16 protein-coding genes are annotated in these 18,085 nt (G+C 40.3%); 9 read left to right on the top strand and 7 right to left on the bottom strand.

All coding sequences use genetic code 11. The features are described from left to right. Positions 1-28: 28 nt before the first annotated feature. Complete coding sequence (iolE, locus tag N473_RS09325) at positions 29-946, top strand: myo-inosose-2 dehydratase (RefSeq protein WP_063367672.1); 918 nt, start codon at positions 29-31, stop codon at positions 944-946. Positions 947-965: 19 nt separating this feature from the next. Next, entirely contained in the window at positions 966-1,997 is a 1,032-nt protein-coding gene (locus tag N473_RS09320) for a sugar phosphate isomerase/epimerase family protein (protein ID WP_063367671.1), read from the top strand. A 79-nt stretch (positions 1,998-2,076) separates the two neighbouring features. Here N473_RS09320 and N473_RS26160 read toward each other — a convergent pair whose 3' ends face one another. The 4 genes from N473_RS26160 to N473_RS09305 all read right to left on the bottom strand — a co-directional run bounded on the left by N473_RS26160 (position 2,077) and on the right by N473_RS09305 (position 6,140). Next, positions 2,077-2,250, bottom strand: a complete 174-nt coding sequence (locus tag N473_RS26160) for a hypothetical protein (RefSeq protein WP_155735565.1) — start codon at positions 2,248-2,250, stop codon at positions 2,077-2,079. 256 nt (positions 2,251-2,506) lie between these two features. Continuing rightward, positions 2,507-3,526: a fibrinogen-like YCDxxxxGGGW domain-containing protein gene (locus N473_RS09315; protein WP_063367670.1), complete on the bottom strand. Its 1,020-nt coding sequence runs from the start codon at positions 3,524-3,526 to the stop codon at positions 2,507-2,509. Positions 3,527-4,479: 953 nt separating this feature from the next. Continuing rightward, positions 4,480-5,739: a Y-family DNA polymerase gene (locus tag N473_RS09310; protein ID WP_063367669.1), complete on the bottom strand. Its 1,260-nt coding sequence runs from the start codon at positions 5,737-5,739 to the stop codon at positions 4,480-4,482. Next, entirely contained in the window at positions 5,727-6,140 is a 414-nt protein-coding gene (locus tag N473_RS09305; protein ID WP_063362145.1) for a LexA family protein, read from the bottom strand. The genes N473_RS09310 and N473_RS09305 overlap by 13 nt, the downstream gene beginning before the upstream one ends. 482 nt (positions 6,141-6,622) lie before the next feature. Here N473_RS09305 and N473_RS09300 point away from each other — a divergent pair, with 482 nt between their 5' ends. Further along, positions 6,623-7,315 (top strand): cupin domain-containing protein, encoded by a 693-nt coding sequence (locus N473_RS09300; protein WP_063367668.1) that lies wholly within the window; start codon positions 6,623-6,625, stop codon positions 7,313-7,315. 152 nt (positions 7,316-7,467) lie between these two features. Here N473_RS09300 and N473_RS09295 read toward each other — a convergent pair whose 3' ends face one another. From N473_RS09295 to N473_RS09285, 3 genes are all read right to left on the bottom strand, one after another. Beyond that, positions 7,468-8,541 (bottom strand): acyltransferase family protein, encoded by a 1,074-nt coding sequence (locus N473_RS09295; protein WP_063367667.1) that lies wholly within the window; start codon positions 8,539-8,541, stop codon positions 7,468-7,470. A gap of 473 nt (positions 8,542-9,014) precedes the next feature. Continuing rightward, on the bottom strand, positions 9,015-9,623 hold the full coding sequence (locus N473_RS09290; protein ID WP_063367666.1) for a thioredoxin family protein: 609 nt from the start codon (positions 9,621-9,623) through the stop codon (positions 9,015-9,017). Then, positions 9,607-11,610 (bottom strand): protein-disulfide reductase DsbD family protein, encoded by a 2,004-nt coding sequence (locus N473_RS09285; protein WP_063367665.1) that lies wholly within the window; start codon positions 11,608-11,610, stop codon positions 9,607-9,609. The genes N473_RS09290 and N473_RS09285 overlap by 17 nt, the downstream gene beginning before the upstream one ends. A 130-nt stretch (positions 11,611-11,740) precedes the next feature. On the opposite strand from N473_RS09285, the gene N473_RS09280 reads away from it, so the two are divergent. From N473_RS09280 to N473_RS09250, 6 genes are all read left to right on the top strand, one after another. Further along, positions 11,741-12,178, top strand: coding sequence for a DUF4174 domain-containing protein (locus N473_RS09280; protein WP_063367664.1), 438 nt, complete (start codon positions 11,741-11,743; stop codon positions 12,176-12,178). 133 nt (positions 12,179-12,311) lie between these two features. Next, on the top strand, positions 12,312-13,214 hold the full coding sequence (locus N473_RS26155; RefSeq protein ID WP_063367663.1) for a serine hydrolase domain-containing protein: 903 nt from the start codon (positions 12,312-12,314) through the stop codon (positions 13,212-13,214). After that, positions 13,211-13,678, top strand: coding sequence for a hypothetical protein (locus tag N473_RS26865; RefSeq protein WP_063367662.1), 468 nt, complete (start codon positions 13,211-13,213; stop codon positions 13,676-13,678). Before N473_RS26155 ends, N473_RS26865 begins: the two co-directional genes overlap by 4 nt. Positions 13,679-14,283: 605 nt before the next feature. Further along, complete coding sequence (locus N473_RS09260) at positions 14,284-15,984, top strand: ATP-binding protein (protein WP_063367661.1); 1,701 nt, start codon at positions 14,284-14,286, stop codon at positions 15,982-15,984. Between the two features lie 135 nt (positions 15,985-16,119). Next, positions 16,120-16,947 carry an alpha/beta hydrolase gene (locus tag N473_RS09255; protein WP_063367660.1) on the top strand — a complete coding sequence of 276 codons (828 nt, stop codon included), beginning with the start codon at positions 16,120-16,122 and terminating at the stop codon, positions 16,945-16,947. 127 nt (positions 16,948-17,074) lie between these two features. Further along, positions 17,075-17,896: an alpha/beta fold hydrolase gene (locus N473_RS09250; RefSeq protein WP_196766384.1), complete on the top strand. Its 822-nt coding sequence runs from the start codon at positions 17,075-17,077 to the stop codon at positions 17,894-17,896. Positions 17,897-18,085: the final 189 nt, after the last annotated feature.

Below are 18,085 nucleotides of genomic sequence, written 5' to 3'. Positions count from 1 at the left end.
CATTTATGTCACCAACAGGATGTTTATCATGAGCAGACAAACAATGTTTCCACAAGGCGCTGTAAAATTTGGTATTACCCCAACTGGATGGGTCAACGATGACTTTTTAGATATTGATATCGGGATCCCATTTGAGCAAATTGTCAGTGAAATGGCATTGGCTGGCTTCGAAGGGTGTAGCCGTGGCCATAAATACCCATCTGACCCTGCGGTATTAAAACGTGCATTAGATATGCGCGGGCTAGTGATTTCTGAGCCATGGGTTAGCACTTACTTCACTATAAATGATATGAAAGAGCAAACGTTTCAAAGTTTTGAGCAAGAAATCCAGTTTTTGAAAGAGATGCAAAGTGGGGATTTAGTACTGGCTGAACTTGGCGGTTCATCTCATCAGCAACCCATTGCCTTAGTGCCTAATGCACCTAAGTTTACAGAAGAGCAGTTTCGTAGACTGGCCGATGGCTTAAATGAGCTTGGCCACAAAGCCAATTGCCACGGGGTGAAAATGTGTTATCACCATCATATGGGCACAGGGGTGATGACGATGGACGAAATTGCGCGATTTGCGGAGTTAACTGACCCTGATTGTGTGCATTTTTGTTTGGATACAGGACACCTCTTTTTTGCAGGTGGCGACAATTTAGAGTTTATTCGACTTTATGGTGAGCGGATCAGACATGTTCATTTGAAAAATATCCGCAAAGACATTATGGATTACAGTTTGGCTAATGACTTGTCCTTTAAAGAGGCCATTTTAAAAGGGGTGTTTACTGTGCCGGGAGACCCCGCGGGTTGCTTAGACTTTAAAGAGATATTACAGGCGCTGGCAGATAAAAATTTTGCTGGGTGGTTGATTGTCGAGGCAGAGCAAAATCCTGCCAATGCAACCCCACTTCTGTATGCGCAAATGGCGCGTAAGTATCTTCAAGAAGTTACTGGCCTTTAAGTGATAAAGGAGTTATCACATGCAGCATAATACGGAGATGTATTTTAGCTTTTTTATGTTTGGGTCAAACTTCTCAATAGAGGATGATGCATTTTTGGACCAAGCGATGACTCATATTCGACGTTTGGCTGAAATGGGTTACACCGGTTTTGAGTTTCATCCGGGTAGAGAGGACACCACAGCCTATGCATTTGCCACTTACGAGGATGAACTCAATGCCTATAAGGCTTTTCGTCAGCGTATGGATGATGAGGGGTTCGGGCATATCAAAGTCGCGACCAATGTCGGGGCTACGACCTCGTGCGATCCAAGCTCTGCGATTAAATCTGTTCGCGATGCTGGTATTGCTTACTTAAAATCTCGAATAGATATTACCGCAGCATTGGGTGGTGAGATCATGATGGGACCCTTGGTGATCCCTTATGGTGGTTTTGTGTTTGATGCGCCAAATGGTCAAGCCGTATGGAGTGACAAGTTACAAGATGAACTTGCGCTACGTTATCAAATGGCACAGCCAAGTTTTGTTGAACTTGGCGCTTATGCCTCTTCTAAAGGCGTTAAACTGGCAATTGAACCAATTAGCCATTGGGAGACGCCAGGGCCGAATAAATTGGCGCAATTGATCACGTTTTTAGATGGCATAGAAGATCCTACTGTGGGGGTGGTACTCGACAGTGCGCAAGAGACATTAGATGGTGATGGGCCTGAGGTATTTACACAGCAAATTAATTACTTGGCTGATCAAAATCGTTTGCACTACGCACAAGCGTCACCGCCAGATAGGGGGGATTTAGTGCATTGTTGGTTACCATGGGAAGGTATATTTACACCTATTTTGTCGCGATTTAATGGTCCCATTGCGGTGGAGATTTTTAATGCGGTGGGGGCATTTGATCAGGGTCTTCGTTTGACCCGACGCAAGTTTTGGGTGCCTGAAGTGGATACGCCGAATCAATATCCAGATGCCTATCAAATAGCACAGCAAGCTTATGAATTTACGCAAGCGAAGCTCAATGAGGTAAGAAGTAAGTTGCAGCAGAGCCGGTGTTGAACGGATAGCTATATTGCTGATAATTAGGCTTTTCAATAGAAGTGACAACTCTGTCACTTCTTTTATTTTCACTTACTTATTAACAAAAATCTTTTGTTGGGGGAATCGTACAGCAGTCATCTACTGAAAGTGTAATACACATAGTGCCTGATGCACCACCGCCCACGGCAGGGGTATTTTTGTGTGAAAGCGCTTTATTTTTAAGTGACAAAGATTTTAGTTGGGTCTTTTTCAATATCATGTTTTTCATCATATAATTCCTTTATGAACATCAGCCAATTTGCTGAGGTTGAAATTTATCATTAAATCATTTCTTTGTGAATATTTTATTCTTTAATTCTGTTATTTTTGCTTCGTTTATTTCTCAATGGTTATTCGTATGTTTGCTTTGATGGGAGAGTAGGTAATAATAACGTGAAGAATAGCAGTGAAAAGTTTGATAGATTGCGATATGAAATTTGAAAGGCGCAGCAAGTGTTCGCTGTGCCTTTCACGCTATGAATGTTGTGTTATCTCATCCAAAGTAGTGCCCACTGAGAGCCATTTGGCTCATTTCCTTGGCTACAGACCGCAGAGCCAGATGAGTAAGATTTGTATGTACCTCTAGCTACCCAGCAATATGGAGCAGTTATGTCGCCTTGCCAGCCAACAGTCGAGTTGGAAACATTACCACCCAAGTAAGCAGTGCCTACGCATCCTTCATAGACTGGAGCATCGGGAGCTAAAGAGGTGGTACAGCTTGGTTTATCAGAATTTCTTGGCATCAGTTCTAGGCGGTCTGACGCGCCCCAATTATATCGAACCAGTTCAAGCTCTCTAGGAGTAAAGTTTTGACCGTAAACAGTGTAGCCATCTCCACAGCCGACGGTTGAGCAGCTAACTTGCTCTTTTGCATCAGTAAATACACTTAAGTCACCTTTGTATAACCAAAGTCTGGTGACGTTATTGGGGTCTGTTTCTGGGATGTCTCCGTATTCTTCGATACGATGTATACCACCAGGTTGTGATTTTGGATAACTGCCAACAAGTGTCCAGCCACCGCCGTCTCGGGTCATATCACAGTAAACACTGATCGATTCACCTGATAAGGCGCTAATTTCATAAACACCGTCACCTTGGCTGAGTCCAGCATCTAAAATGTCTTTACAGCTGGTTGCTGTATTTGGCTGAAGAGCAGTCAAATTCCAGTCACCTTTAGTCCCATTGGCGGCAAACCAAGTACCGCTGTATGTACCGTTGATGTCTACATTTCCAGAAAAGTATTGCGTATTTGAGGGGGCTTTATCTGAAAGTTTAAAGTAAATGATATTGCCATTTTGCACTGTACTACCAGATAAAAACTGTGCAGTCGTTTGTGCCATAAAGTGTGCTTTATCACCTGTAATCGTAATTTCTTGTGATGTGCCGGACTCTACTTGGCCATTGTGAAACTCATCTGTTTTGAGTACGTAGGTACCCTCTAAAGTTTGTTGTGCGATGGCACTTTGACTTAATAAAACGGTGCTAATTGTGAGAGCGAGTAATTTCATATATTTCCTTAGATATGACTTATTGGTTGATAGACAAGTTTTATTAAAGCATTATTCCTTATGCATATTTTTATTATTTATTATCTTGAAGTTAAATAATAAAAATTAAATTTAAATATTTTTTTAATTTCGAGGTTGGTTTTATTTGTTGTGGTTATAATAATGTCTAATTTATTTACTTTCCTTTAAAAATTATCATTAGTTATATTCATGACTGTCTATAGAGTAGCCAACTCCCTTAAGCTATCTTAGCCCTAAGTTAAAATTCACTTTACTTTAAGGCATTCTTTATTGTCTTTTGGTATCAGTCTTGTTCATTATGATGACATATCACGTTGGCTGATGACCTAAATCCATGTTTCCATGGTAGATATATAAACAATAGACAGCCTATTTTGAGTTGCTCAGTAAATCAGTTGGCAAACTAAAGAAGTCACCATTCATCAATTTAAGACTGTTAACCCTAGCGGAACTAAAGCCGTAATGTTGTTGCTTACATTAGCATGTTAATCGTTTTACGGTATTGAGGGAGAAGGTGTGTTGTTGCTTTGGGTTAAAAAACGATCAGTCAATATCTATGCAGTTTTAGTTCATAAATATGGTTTTTAATGCAATGGTAGCGGCTAGGTTTTAAGCATAGTAGAGTTGATAAAGTGGCATGTGTCTTGTCAATTCTAAGAAAAATATATAGGGTATCAATAATAAAGTTAATTATTTCAATGGTTTATGTTTTTTTGGCTGTGGTATGAATGTGTGCGTTCGTCTTTATGATGTAGTGTGTTATTACTAATCATTTATCAATACTTATTTGCTTAGATTTTAGAGATAAAAAAAGTTAACCACAGCCTATTAACAAAAACTGTGGATAGAAAATGCTGTTTTGGTGCGATGTTTTTTGCGCTAAGCCTTCCTATTGGAAGGTGACTTATTTAGCCACTATGCGTAATTTGACGTCATTGGCATTTTATCAAGGGAATATCAGACCAGCGTGTGGTGTAATAAGGTGATAAAAACGCGCGGCGCATTTGCCATGCGTTAGATTGCAATTGCGCACCAGTGCGTGCTGTGTGATTGCCAAATCTGGTATTGATTTCATCTAGGCACTTCATCAGAGCTGGGCTATCTTGAGATTGACTGAATAAGTCAGTTTGTAAAAATGTATCGTCTTCAAGCTCAATCGCACCAACCCCCGCTTTGTAATACTTGACGCCAGATTTGAATAGTTGATGAAAAATGTCACTAACAGCATTGGTAAATACTCGAACATCACTCGAAGCGACTGGGAGTTTTTGAATAAAAGACTTTTTGTAATAGCTGTCTTCAAACGGTGAGCTATGTGCAAAAATCACAATATTTTTTGCCAATGAATTTTGCTTTCTGAGTTTTTTACTGACGATGGCACAGTGGGTTGCTAGTGCGGCTTTAAGTGCTTTTGGATCTGTGATGCGCTCGCCAAAGCTACGTGTGCTGTATATCTCTTTTTTTCTTTGTGTGATCTCATGCCAAGATAGGCACGTTTTGCCATTGAGCTCAGATACTGTGCGCTCTAAAACCACACTAAACTGTTTTCGCATCAAACGCGGGTTTTGATTGGCTAAGTCTAAGGCGCTATAGATGCCTTGTTGATTGAGCTGTTTGGTCAGGCGTTTGCCAATGCCCCAGACATCCTCCACGTTTAAATTCGCCAGTATTTGCCTGCGGCTTTGTTGATTATCTATTACCGCAACACCCGTCGCATTTTTAAATTTTTTAGCGGCGTGGTTTGCCGCTTTTGCAAGTGTTGGAGTTGGGCCAAACCCCACGCCAACTGGAAGCTTGGTGGAGCGCCACACGCTGCGCCTGATGACATGTCCGTATTGTTCCCAAGAGTCAACAAGGTCGCCAAACCCCTCGAATTTTAAAAATGACTCATCGATAGAGTAGATATGATGATTATCACTGAATTGATTAATCACCTTCATCATCTTATCTGACAGATCTGCATACAGCTCATAATTGGAAGAGCGAATAATGACATTGTGCTCAGCCAAAACCGACTTCAGTTTAAAGTAGGGCTGAAACTTGGGAATATTTAAACGCTTAGCCTCAGGCGAAGCCGCCACAATGCAGCCATCGTTATTTGACAACACCACAACAGGCTTATTGCGAATACTCGGATCAAAAACTTTCTCCGCAGAGGCATAAAATGAGGTGGCATCGACTAGCGCATACATCTAGTCAAGCCCGGATTTGTGCGATGCATGCGTATTGAACCTGTGACCACGCCCTCTAGTTGGAATTGATCACACTCACTGATCTTGACTGGTGCATAAAGTGTAGATGCTGATCGCAGCACTCTATTTTGTAAGTCGAGCAGCTTGCAGACAAATTCATTATTAAAATTTGCAACAATCACATCATTCTGCTGAGGGGAAACAGCGCGATCAACCAATAACAAATCACCATCAAAGATCCCAACACCTTGCATAGAGTCGCCTGATGCGAGCCCGATAAACGTGGCGTTGGGGTGGTTGACTAAGAGTTGATCTAACGACAAACCAAGTTCTTTATATTCTGCCGCTGGTGATTCAAACCCAGTGATACCTGCTTGGGCTTTGATGGGGATTACTTTCATACGTTACCTATACTGTTTATATATACAGTATAGTGTGAGGCCTGCGTGTCGTGCAAGTAGCACAGTCATCAAGTGTCTAAAAAATTCATAAAAGCTAAGAAGCTGTGCACCTTGAATCGACTTATCTGATGCAGCCAACCTGCTATTTTAGTTATTAATATTAACAAGTTGAGTGTTTTTACATGAACTGATACGCAGTTTTGAGGGCGCGATTTGGGGCTCGTATTATTTAATCTTAATATCTTTTGTGGGTATTTATTTGACCATTACATATGTTTTGATTACATTTTTTTAACTTTAAATTGTTTGTGAACTGTCGGAAAGCGAAAAATATGTGCGCTTTGCACACGTTTTGAGTTTTTACGGTCAGTGCCATCCATAAAGTAGGTTGTCTAGGTTGTCTAGGTTGTCTAGGTTGTCAGCTACAGCCACACAGCTATCGGATAACTGGAATTTGAACAGTGTCAAAAAGGAATATGAATATGTCTGCTAACTTAACCGACTTGCTTGCCAATAGAGGTGACTTAACGAGAGCTGAGCTTGATAAGTTTGTTCTATCGCAGTGGCAGCAGGGCAATCACTTTTTGCGTGTGCCCACACATGTTTTGCCTAACCACAATGAGTTTGAGTCAGTTGCATGGGAAAAAATAGATTGCATGTTGACTAAAATTGTCATGCAAAAAGCAGATGGTTTGTCATTTGGATTTGATATGTTTCCGCCAAAATCTGCGGCAAAAGGGGATGTGCATGTACATCCTTTAAGTAGTCGGCTGATATCTGTTTTGGAAGGCTTTGGTACTGCTATTGTGCAAACACACAAAGGAAAAATGGCGAGAAAAGAGGTCGGCCCGGGAGACGTGATTTTATTTCCTCACGCCACGCCCCATTGCTTTTGGGGCGCCGAAGACGAACCTATGGTGGTTGAAGTTGTACTTGGTCCATATGTGCCATTTGAGCACTCTTTGCATACACTTAGTCCAAAAGTCGCGAAGGCAATTGCTGCAGTTTATCCAAGTTTAATGAAGCCTTGTGCAGTTGATGAATTAGAGCTGATTGACGCCAATATAGTCAGCTTAAAGGCGCAAGGATTGATCGAATTAGAGGTTAATACAGTTATGGATTGGGGAGATGAGTTTTTAGCTGTTATGGAAACCGAAGGGGAAAGTACTTTGTAACAAGCTGATAAATACTGAAGCGTCTAAGGATATAATATTTTAGATACGGAATCGTATTGATAATAAGCAAGGATAGCGGCAAAAAATGATTTATTAATAAGAGGCAAAGTTGCTTGCCTCTTATTTTATAACTAAGCAAAGTGCTGTTTGAATTACGCGTCTACTAGGGTTTTCTTATCAAATGAGATTCGTATATCTATAATTTTATCCCTAAGATTGAAAATAGTTTTAGAGTTCTCTATATATTGATAAGAAATAACCGATACAATATGAGTTAGTACAGTGATACCAATTAGTACTCCAATTTCTTCCATAAAGGTAAGTGTATTCCCGAATAGATTGAAGAACACACAAATCACTATAATATGAGAGAGGTATGTAGAGAATGAATAATCACCCAGCTTTATGAGTTGTTTGATTATGATGTTGTCTCTATTACATAAGTCATCAATAAGCAGAAACCCTAAAACTAGCGCAATTGCTGCCAGTGTTTTGTATATAAGTGCGAACTCACCCCAGCCAAGAATTTCTGAGAGCAAAACAGCGGATGAAAGTATTAAAGCTAGACCTAGAGACGTTCCTGCTTTCGGTGAGATAGTCATTTTTGAATATATAATAGCCACCAAAAAGCCACATATAAATTGATACATCTGAGGGCTTTTCAGAACTTCGAAAATCGAGGCTTCTATATTTAACATCCTTAATAGCATCGGTAACGAGATAACAATCACTGAGCATAGAATGATAGCGCGGCTTTTCGAGATAAAAATACATATAGATAATATCGTATAAAAGGCTACCTCAAAATTGAGAGTCCAGCCAACAGTAAGAAAAGGAAATACACCTAATCCAGACGGGTTTTCTGTGGGTATAAAGAACAATGAACTGATAAAGGAGCCGAGTGTGAATGAAGTTAAATTCAATTCCATAGCAAATATACTAGTAACAGCTAATAATATGAAGGTATAAAACCAATATGCGGGAAGCACACGAAATAACCTTTTCGTGAAGAATGCAAAGCCACTTGCAGAGGCTCTATTTGCTGAAAGGTACATTACAAACCCGCTTAATACGAAAAATACATCAACACCAAACCCACCCTTGATACCAACTAAATTTCCGATTTTGCTTTGGCTATTAAAATCATAAAATAGTTGCATATAGTGATGGTATACAACTGCCCACGCTGCAAACCCTCTTAATATTTGTAGAGAACCTATCTTCATAATACCTCCTTGTATTCGATATAAAAAAATGAAGTTAAATCATGTGAAGTATCTTTGGCTAATGTCACGCTACACCTATTCACGAGTAAGTGAATTCTTCATAAAATTAAATTAATAACTATGAAATCTATAAAAGTCAGTATGTTAGAACTATTTACCTTATAATGGAACATTAGAGTTGAAAGGTTTTATTTATTTAATTTTTTGTGCACATTAAAGGAACTTTAAATTTACTTTTATTTGTTTTTCTTAATCTAATATTGTATTTAACATTTTTTTAAAGTGTTTTTGGTGTTTTTTTATTTTTACTTAGGTGAGTTGGATAATATTTTATTTGGTTGGTTGCTTTTTAATGTATTGGTTTTAGGTGGTAAAAAGTTTATTTTTTGGCTCAATATACAGTAATAAAGGAGGGAGGTGTGAATGTCCTGTATTTTTACAGGACATATTTAGAATCTCTGTATATTTATTAGCTAACTTTTATACTTTATCGAACAGCCATAAGGTTTTGTTAGCTTTTGTTCAATTGGTTTGCCAGCGAATAAGTTGTTTAACCCAGCGGTGACATAATTGGTTGCTTTTGCAATATCAGCAGGGTTGGCTGATTTAATACTGTCTATAGCACCTGCGTAACTTAACTTGCCTTGAGGGTTTATGATGTACATATGTGGGGTGGTTTTTGCTTTATATAATCGCCCGACTTGTCCATCTTCATCAAACAATACGTGTGACGGGGCTGCGCTGCGGCTTTGGGTCAGTTCATTGGCTTTTTGAGCATTCACATGACCCTGTTTACCCTCTGCGGAAGAGATAATAGATAGCCAGACAACATCTTTCTTGGTGTATTGACGCTGTAAAGATTGCATGTTGTCACTGCCATAATGTTTGACGACATATGGGCATAAGTGATTTGTCCACTCAAGTACCACATACTTACCTTTAAAGTCAGATAGGCTGACGGTTTTGCCAAATGAGTCCTGAAGTTTAAAGTCAGGGGCGTTTGTGTCTATTTTCGCTGCTGCCACACTCATCAGTGGTGCAAATAACATAGCCAGCATGAGCCATTTAGTTAAACGTTGCATGGTTAATCTCCTTCTTTGCTTGTTGAATAGCATTAATGACAATGTCAGGTGTTAAAACCTGAGGTAATACTTGCTTGCTCTGGTTACCTGCATACACAACGTATAAAGGCACGCCAGAGCGTTGATACTGTTTTAAATACTCGTAAATTGCTTGGTTTTTGTTGGTCCAATCACCCACTAAATAGTCGACTCTACTGTCTTCAAATAATGCTTGTAGCTCAGCATTGTTCAAAGCCACTTGCTCGTTTACTTTACAGGTAATGCACCAATCTGCGGTCATATTCACCAACACCACGTGATTGTTGTTACGTAGCTCGGTGAGTTTTTGTGCACTAAAGTGATTGTTTTTTTGCTCGCTGACTACTTTGCTTGTTTGTGCGCCTTTGATACTGCAAAACGTCGCAAACACAATTGCAAGCAATAGACTCATAACACCACAGACCCGATTGACTTTTGCGGACACCCAAACAAAAAATACAAACCCTAATAGTCCTGATAACAACCACAGCTGACCAAAACTGCTGGTCTGGGACAGAAATATCCACGTAAGCCAAACAACAGTAGCCAGCATGGGAAAGCCGAGAAAGTGCTTAAATGTTTGCATCCAGGCTCCGGGCTTTGGGAGTAGTTTAGCAAACCGAGTCGACAGCGAAAGTAGTGTCATAGGCAGTGCAAACCCGACTGCGAGTGCAGTAAAAATAGCGAGGGTATCTAACATTGGGCTTATCATGGCTACACCGAGCGCTGTAGCCATAAATGGCGCGGTGCAGGGAGAGGCGACAATGACAGCAAGTACTCCAGTGAAAAACTGCTGAGTAAAGGTACTTTCGCCCGTTAACGATTGCCCCACGCCTGCCAGATTGATGCCTTTTGGGAGTAAATCCCACAACATCATGGCAATAAAGGTGAATAAAAACGCAAGCCCAGCGATAAGCAATGGCTCTTGTAGATGAAAACCCCAGCCAACAGCACTCCCAGCCTCTTTTAGTACCAGAATGATGCTCGCGAATAACCAAAAGCTGATTAAAACACCGACAGGGTATCCCCAGTGATTTACATGTTTGGACTGTGTGAAAGACAGCGCTTTCATGGACAGAATTGGCAGTACACAAGGCATAATGTTAAGAATGAGTCCACCGATAAACGCGAATAGCAGCATTAACCAAAGGGATTGTGATGGGGAATTGTTATCCGCGCTACTTGTATCATTTGGGATGGCCTCAACGTAAAAGCCATTTTTACCATCGCTGATTAAAAAGTTGAGTGGTTCGCTTGGAGTCGCAAAGTAGTCTGATAAGGATATGACCACTTGTGAGCTATTTGCTTGATGCGCCCAAGCTTGATCTGCGTTGTGCGAAATCACGTCTCCTTTAAAAGGGAATACGTGCCAGTCAGATTGATAGGGTAGGGTGGTTTGTAATCCAAGGTGCGTGCTTGTAAGTTCAAACTGTGCGGTGTCTTTGTGTTTTTCTGGTAACGTTAATCGCGTTTGCTCAAATAGGTTTGCGTGTTCTGATGGCGTTATAGAGTCTGCGATAGGCAAATCTATCGTTAATGTTGCCCAGCCGGGAATGCAGTCTTCTTTACAGACCAGCCAGGATAGATTGGCGATAATAGAGACGCCATCTTTAGTTGCCTGTTTGAGGTTGATAGGGACCATGAGCAAGGTCGCACCTTCGTAGCCATAGTTAACCAGGTGAGCGACTTGAATGGGCTTTGGAAGCGGCCAGTGAATATCTCCAAATTCAATGTCTGCATCACTTTGCCATTGTATGGTGGGCGCCTCACCTGAATCGCCGGGGTTTAGCCAGTAGGTATGCCAGTCTTTATCTGGGTTCAGTAAAACTCCCACCCACTGTATTTCGCCAACACGTACTTGATTATGTTCTGACACCAGTGCTACTTCAATATGCGGTCCGGTCGCGGTATTTTGAGCGAACACAGCAGCGGAAAACATCAATAATAATACGTATAGGAGTCTAACCATGACGCTACTTTATCCTATTATTTTGTTTTAACTTTAGTTATACCCATAGAGCGAAAATAAGATCATAAAATGACCATATAAATGAGCTTACTATGTAATCACGACGTATTAAATCGTTTTGGGAGGAAGTATGCTTTTAAATAAAACCGTGTTTCACCTGGTGGTCGCTATCAAGCTTGGCATGGTTTATCCCGTTTGGGCTGATACATTTACATTAGAGCAGTTGCGGTGGCAAAGCAGAGCACTGGTTGTGTGTGCTCTGCAAGAGCGCAACCTGACGCGGTTGGCTGCGAAATTCAATCAGCAGGAGTTAGAGAAACGGCGGTTACGGATCTTTGCAAACTCATATTTCGGTGTTTTTGAGCTCAATACAGATCATATGCAATCGAGTCATTTGGAGTTTCAACTTTGCGATGACATGCCTGAAAGTACTGCTCACTTAATTGGCTTGGATGGCACGATAAAAGCAAGTTATAGATTTGAAAACTTGAATGAAAACACCATATATCGAGACATTGACGCTATGCCAATGAGGCAGTTAGAGCTAAGTCGCTTAAAGGCAAGGTAGCGCGATCTTGTTGCTAATATCGTTACTTTGTTTGGAGCATCCAAGGTCGGCCACAAATAAATTTTCACCCTTTTTTTCATTTTTGCACGTTATATCTCGATCAAAACAATAACAAGACCCAAAGGATATGAGCATGATGAGAAAGTGTGTAATAAATATATGTGTAGGACTGTGTGCATTTGCGAGTTATGCGGATGAAAAAGCGTTTGATGCTGTTTTACAGTGTCACAGTGCTGCTGATGAACCGGGGTTGATTGTCCAGCTGGTGCAATCCGATGAAGTCATATATAGCGGTGCGGCTGGTTTGGCAGACCTTAAGACAAAGCGACCGCTTAAGGTAGATGATGTGATGCAGATAGGGTCGGTGACAAAAATGTTCACGGCCGCTGCCATTTTAAAATTAGCTGAAAATAACGCTTTGTCTTTGCAAGATTCGATAGGGAAGTTTATTCCTGATATTAATCCTAAATATAAAGACTTAACGCTTTTTAGTTTATTAACCCATACTTCTGGCCTATCCGATTACTTGGGTGATCCCGTTGTGAACAGTGTTTGGGGAAACTACGCATCACTAGATAAAGTGATAAAGATCATTACAAGGCTGCCGCTGAGTTTTAACTCGGGCGATACACATATCTATTCTAATTTAGGCTATATCCTGTTAGGTAAAGCAATAGAAGTAGCCGCTGGTATGCCTTATCACCAATATATGAAAAATACATTTTTTAAGCCTTTGGGAATGGATAACACATTTGTTGTCACACAAGGGATACGTGTGAATGACGTGGTTGGATATACGACAAACTTTGATGAGCCGAAAAAGCACATTAAAGCAGAAAAATCAAAAGACAGGGCATGGAAAGTTGATCGTAGCTGGATCCATGCATCAGGCGCTATCGCTTCTACTTTACACGATATGAAGGTATGGAATAAAGCGTTGATGTCTGGGCAAGTTGTCAGTGAAAAGGGCTTGAACTTGATGACCAAAAAGTGCGACTTAATGACAACTCAACTGCAAATTATGGTTTGGGGTTGAATGTTTTTAAATTAGGAGGGGCGCTGAGTTACAATCATGCGGGTATGGTACCAGGCTTTTTTACTTGGCATGTGTATTTACCTGAGTACGATTTGGTCGCCACCGGTATGAGCAACCAAGATAAGTACTTCCCGGGCCTTGCGATACTCGATATGGTTGCAATTCAGTTAGGGTTATCACCTAAGCTTCTTGAAGATGATGAAAAGATAACTGCGTTGGCTAATAAGTTGATAGGCAATTATCACAGCTCGGATTCATCCGTCCTGACAATTAGCATGGAAAACAATCAGCTTTACGCTCAGCATAAAGGAAAGCCGAAGCGGCGGATTATGCTTCGTGAAAACAATGCATATTCCTATGAATGCACCGAGCATTATTTCACTTTACAGGAAAATAATAGTCAAATGTCGATTGTCTCTACACACCTTATCCATGGCAAACAAGAAACTTATGTTAAGTTATGACTATAGTGAGTAGGTCATGTTCAAGGCTACGTATAGGTCTTGCTCTTTAATGTCATGAGGTGTAAACCAGCTTGAGCCAAGATAATGGAAGCAACACGAAAAATCAGCCCCGGAGGCTTTATCCATTATGGAAAGCCGTATTTTTATGTGTGCTACCAGTCGCGGTGATGTATCAGATAGCGTGGTCTTTGTATTTTTCAGGCACTTCGTCCCAGTTTTGGCTTAGCGATATTTCACAACATACTTTGATTGTGAAACATATGGGAGAAATCGTACTGTATGTGATAATGTTTTTGCTGATTTTAACCAAGACGAACGCCAAAAAAAAGTATATGAAGTCTGCTGTATTACTGATGTTGAGTGTCATTGTGTTGATGACACTACGCGCTTTAATTTGGCCGGACTTTATTTTTTTGTAATGGTTGTATGTGTAGTGACTGCGTCTTAAAAACAGGCGGGAGAAAATGTAGAGGGGGGTTATTGTCTGCGAAACCTAAAATGCGTTAATTTAATTTTTTAACAAATTAAGTTAAAAAATAGATAAAAATGTTTGTTTTAGTGTATAAAGTTAAAGGATAAATAGCTTTTGGACAGAAGCCTTAGACATGACGTCTGCTCAACCACTTAGTGACTCTTCCGAAAAAAAGCCCTCGCTGGCTAAGTTAAACTATGCGCCTCGCGTCATAGGTGGTGTGCTTATGGCGGTTATGTTAGTCGGTGCGCTTTATGCCAGCTTAACCCCCTTATCTGTAAGCTTTATTATCGCCAATTGTATTTTATGGCCTCACATCGCGCGTTTTCATAGCAAAGTTGTCTGTAATGAAAAATCTGCTGAATATATGAATTTGCATCTTGATGCACTTTTTTATGGGCTGTGGTTTGCGGCTGTTGGGTTTCAAGTGTGGGTTGTCTTTGCTCTGTTAATTGTAAACTCTTTAAACAGTTTGATTTTGGGGGGGATAAAACGGTTTTATAGTTGCAGTGCTTGTTTGGTATTAGGTGGACTGTCCGGCGGGCTGATCCTTGGGTTTGAATTCGTTGAGCAGTCGCCGCTCATTACGCAAGTAGTCGCTGCGTCAAGTATTTATCTTTATTGTTGTAATGTTGGCTTTTTTAACCGTAAGTACTCCGGCCAACTGAAGCGCTCTCGAGACAAAATGCGTAAGCAAAACCAAGCGTTGATAGAAGCAAAAAATAGAGCGGAGCAGGCATCTAAAGCGAAAAGTGAGTTTTTGGCCAACATGAGCCATGAGATCCGAACACCAATGAATGGCATTTTGGGCACATTACAAGTATTAGAGCAAAATAGTCTCGATAAAGAGTCTGTGCACTTGGTCTCAAAAGCAGTGTATTCGGCTAAAGCACTATTGACCGTAATCAATGATATTTTGGACTTCTCAAAAATAGAAGCCCATAAACTAGAGTTAGAGGTTGCGCCTTTTTCTATAATAGAAACTACAGAGTCTGTTATGTCAGACTTAAAGAGTGCAGCACAAGAAAAGGGGATCTCCCTAGAAACTCAGATTAAACATGATTGTCCCCCCAATTGGCTGGGCGACTCAGTCAGAGTGCGGCAAATTTTACTTAACCTGGTTGCTAATGCTGTTAAATTCACCAATTCGGGTGGTATTACGATTGAAGTTGAAGCACAAAGCCATAGCGCGTTGAGTATTACGGTGAGTGATACTGGCATTGGTATGAACCAACAGACGCAAAAGTCTATCTTTAATCGATTTGAGCAAGCGGATTCATCGACAACTCGAAAGTATGGGGGAACAGGGTTAGGGTTGGCGATTACGTCAAGTTTAGTCCAATTGATGAAGGGCTCGATAGAAGTAACCAGTGAAGAAGAACAAGGCACTCAAATCACGGTGACTCTGCCATTGCAGCAAGCCAAGCGTGCACAAGTCACTGAGCAAAATAGCCATGAGATCTTACCTGATTTATCAAATATCAAGATTTTGATTGCTGAGGACAACAAGATAAATCAGCTTGTTATCGAAAAAATGCTGGGTAAAACTGGCGCTAATATTGTCTTAGTTGAAAATGGGAAACTGGCAGTAGACGCATTTGAAAAAGATCACTATGACATTGTTTTAATGGACATTCAAATGCCAGAAATGGACGGTATTGAAGCTTTTTCATTGATCCACAAGCAGGAGCCAAATACCCCAATAATCGCTTTGACTGCCAATGTGATGCCTCAAGATATTGCGCAGTATAAAGCAATGGGGTTTGCAGATCATATCGGAAAACCTGTTGCAATGTATCCAATGTACCAAGTAGTAAGCCGTTTCGTCAGCTAGTTGATTGATATCGTCAACTTGAGATGGACAATAGATTATTGCTCGCGAGTATAGCCTGAGTTTATTGGTGGTTTTTAAAGACAAACGTATTGTGGATTAATTTTTAAACCGTATTGAAATGAAAAGGAAACACTTTTGGCTTATTTATTACCGCACGGACTGAACTCGGCTTTACTTTTTATTTCTCTTTTATTCGTCGTAGGGTGTGGTACAGAGGACGGGACGATTGCGCCTTCCGTAGAGCAAGTTAATGAAGAGTTCCAACCTGGAGAGCGCCATCAATTAAACGCCATTAGTTCCAATTATACTGGTGTTTCTTACCCTCTAAAAGTGTATTTACCTCATAATTATGATGCGGGTAAACGGTTCCCTGTGATTTATGTATTAGATGCTGAGTGGCGTTTTGAGACGGTCGCTGACAGCATTGATAAAAATAGGCTAGAAGTCATTTTAGTTGGTGTAGAAAATTATGTTGATGAGCAATATAAGCATAGAGAAGATTATTCTCAGTGGCCACTTGCGAAAGACTATTTTGATTTTTTGACTCAGGAATTGGCATCTGTAATTGAGTCTACTTATTCTATAGACGCAACCAACCGTACAATTATGGGTCATTCACTGACCGGATTATTTGTTGGATTGGCTTTGTTAATTGATGATCACCATAGTCCTTTTTTTCACCATCATGTGTCATTTGATGGCAGCTTTTGGGCACATAGAGACATTACACCACAGTTGATAAACGATAGGCTGTCTGCTCATCCAGTTTTAAAAAGCCGAATGATATTAGTTGCTGCCACAGCCTCGCCAGGGAATGCCAGGTACGTAAATTGGTTTGAACAGCTATTAACAATTGCGGGGTTTTCACAATTAGAACTTTATCGCTATGAGTATGAAAAAGCACATATCCCCGTTGTCGCAGAATCTATCGATGACGTTATTGTGACTTTATATTTAAGGTGATAAATACAGTGGTAAATCGTCATTAATATAGGAGGGAATTTACTTTCCTTTTTTTGTGGGTTTTTAAGTTTTTAAGTTAATATTGATGGTAAATAAAATAAGTCTGTTTTGGTTTGTCTGGATGCGCTTGAAGTTCATAAATTTACTACTCTTTATCTGTATTTTGGCAAGTGCTACTGCATTTGGAGATAACACTACAAAAATAGTGAATATTAAAGGTGGTAGTTTAGAGTATATTGATATTGGAAATGGTGAATTCACAATTGTGATTGAATCAGGTGTGGGGACAGGCACAGGTTATTGGCAGCCTTTGCTTGGAATGTTAAGAACACTAAATCAAAGAGTTATAATATATTCGCGAGCAGGAATTGGCAGGTCAACGGACAACTCTGATGTAACGTTACAAAGTTCAAATAAACGGCTTAGGGCATTACTGCATGCTTTAAATATTAAAAACAATGTGATCTTGATTGGTCATTCTTTTGGTGGATTACATGCAAGGCAGTATGCGTTTACCTTTTCTGAACAAGTTAAAGGGTTAATATTACTAGACCCCAGTCATGAAGCTTTTTTAGCCGAGTTAAATAAACTGAACTTGGAATGGTCGCAAAGGGATAATCAGCAATTAAATAAAATGATGTATCAAAATGCTGAGTGGAGTATTTTGCAAAAGCTGTATGCTTCTAGCACCATGTTGGATAAAGGGAAGGTATCATCTGTACCCACAGTGGTGGTTTCTTCGAGTATGGAAGGTGAAAGCGATTGGTGGATAGGGCACAGCAAATCGGGTAAAGCTGTGTGGCGGAACCTTCATGCATCGCTTATTGCTGATAACCCAAACTCTGTGCACATAGTATCGAACACGGTTAGTCATAATATGCCATTGGATGACCCTAATTTGATCGTCTCTTCTATTATGCTTTTAGTGAATATGCTTGATGATAAATAGCAGGCTTTTGGGTTACTGTGTCTCATATATCTCGTACGTTTTAAGACACCGTAACGTACAGGGTAAAGCGAGATAGGTAGGGCGTGTATTTTTATTGATAATAAAAGAATAATAATTTACACCTTTCACTCTGTCACCGATATAAAAAAGAGCAAGTTAATTCGCTTACTTCTTTCCACGTGATATCAA

Origin of the sequence: Pseudoalteromonas luteoviolacea CPMOR-1, assembly GCF_001625685.1 — a bacterium.
GTDB classification, from domain to species: Bacteria; Pseudomonadota; Gammaproteobacteria; order Enterobacterales; family Alteromonadaceae; genus Pseudoalteromonas; species Pseudoalteromonas luteoviolacea_K.
Note: the sequence above shows the minus strand (reverse complement) of the source record. Positions and strands in the feature narration are given on the sequence as shown.

Bases quoted from the DNA above. Each gene is read 5' to 3' on its own strand.
- iolE (WP_063367672.1), top strand. From the start codon at position 29: ATGAGCAGACAAACAATGTTTCCACAAGGCGCTGTAAAATTTGGTATT.
- N473_RS09320 (WP_063367671.1), top strand. From the start codon at position 966: ATGCAGCATAATACGGAGATGTATTTTAGCTTTTTTATGTTTGGGTCA.
- N473_RS26160 (WP_155735565.1), bottom strand. From the start codon at position 2,250: ATGATGAAAAACATGATATTGAAAAAGACCCAACTAAAATCTTTGTCA.
- N473_RS09315 (WP_063367670.1), bottom strand. From the start codon at position 3,526: ATGAAATTACTCGCTCTCACAATTAGCACCGTTTTATTAAGTCAAAGT.
- N473_RS09310 (WP_063367669.1), bottom strand. From the start codon at position 5,739: ATGTATGCGCTAGTCGATGCCACCTCATTTTATGCCTCTGCGGAGAAA.
- N473_RS09305 (WP_063362145.1), bottom strand. From the start codon at position 6,140: ATGAAAGTAATCCCCATCAAAGCCCAAGCAGGTATCACTGGGTTTGAA.
- N473_RS09300 (WP_063367668.1), top strand. From the start codon at position 6,623: ATGTCTGCTAACTTAACCGACTTGCTTGCCAATAGAGGTGACTTAACG.
- N473_RS09295 (WP_063367667.1), bottom strand. From the start codon at position 8,541: ATGAAGATAGGTTCTCTACAAATATTAAGAGGGTTTGCAGCGTGGGCA.
- N473_RS09290 (WP_063367666.1), bottom strand. From the start codon at position 9,623: ATGCAACGTTTAACTAAATGGCTCATGCTGGCTATGTTATTTGCACCA.
- N473_RS09285 (WP_063367665.1), bottom strand. From the start codon at position 11,610: ATGGTTAGACTCCTATACGTATTATTATTGATGTTTTCCGCTGCTGTG.
- N473_RS09280 (WP_063367664.1), top strand. From the start codon at position 11,741: ATGCTTTTAAATAAAACCGTGTTTCACCTGGTGGTCGCTATCAAGCTT.
- N473_RS26155 (WP_063367663.1), top strand. From the start codon at position 12,312: ATGATGAGAAAGTGTGTAATAAATATATGTGTAGGACTGTGTGCATTT.
- N473_RS09260 (WP_063367661.1), top strand. From the start codon at position 14,284: ATGACGTCTGCTCAACCACTTAGTGACTCTTCCGAAAAAAAGCCCTCG.